We start from the raw sequence: 1,070 nt of genomic DNA, 5'->3' as shown, positions 1-1,070 counted from the left end.
CCTGCGATGGCGAGCATGAGCAGAAGCAGGCCGAGTGTTTTGCGGCGGGCGTGGGCGCCAAAGCGCAAGGGCGTTTCGATAAAGCGATAGGTCAGCCAGGACAGCACAACCGCTGCCAGCAGCCCGCCAGTACGTACGGCCACGGAAGGCGTTTCACTGGCAAGGATGCGCAGGTACACCAGGATGACCCAGTGCCACAAATACAGCGGGTAGCTGATCTTGCCCACCCACACCATCAGCGGGTTGGCCAGCATCAGGCGGTTGAGCCAGGCGTGCGGCCCGGCCCAGATCAGCAATGCCGCGCCTAACGTGGGCGCCAATGCCCAACTGCCCGGGAAGTGCGATTCACGGGTGATGCGCGACATTGCCACGACCAGGAAAAACGCACCCAGCCAGGCCTTGACATTGGAAAGCACCGCCGCTGGCTGAATCTGCACGCCATCGCGGTAAATCACCTTGGTGAGGAATCCTGCAACGCCGGCCTGTACCCGCTTGGCACGCCCTGAATGATCGATCACCAGCAGCGCCAGCAGCGCGCCAATCATCARCTCCCAAATCCGGGTCTGGGGCTGGTAGAAGGTCCACACCGCGTCCTTGCGYAYGTAGGCGATGTTGAGGACATACGAAAASGCGGCAACCAGGACAATGAGGGTGAACAGGTTAAAGCGCCGCTTCCAGGCCAGCCATACCAGCAGSGGRAACACGATGTAGTACTGCTCTTCGATTGCCAGTGACCACAGGTGCAAGAGCGGCTTGACTTCAGCAGCGCTGTCAAAGTAGCCGCTTTCGCGCCAGAGTACAAAGTTGGAGATGAAGCCGGCGCCGCCTATGACGTGCTTGCCCAGCTGGCGGTACTCGTCGGGGTACAGCACAAACCAGCCCGCGACCAGCGCAAACAGCAGTACGGTGGTCAGYGCSGGAAATATGCGGCGGATGCGCCGGGAGTAGAAGTCGCGAAAACTGAACTGGGAGGTGGCCAGGCCCTGAAAAATGATCGTCGAGATCAGGAAGCCCGAGATGACGAAGAAGATGTCAACGCCGATGAAGCCGCCGCGAACCCATTCGGGATA

Annotated in this window: 1 protein-coding gene; it reads right to left on the bottom strand. The window is 60.5% G+C overall.

Translation table 11 applies throughout. The annotated features are described in order from the left end of the window. Positions 1-1,070, bottom strand: a 1,070-nt coding sequence (locus tag AC1D1J_RS22565) for an acyltransferase family protein (protein WP_477695927.1), incomplete at both ends; no start/stop codon positions are given.

The sequence above is a fragment of the Polaromonas sp. P1_F8 genome, assembly GCF_056405635.1.
This window is presented reverse-complemented; position numbering and strand designations above follow the sequence as displayed.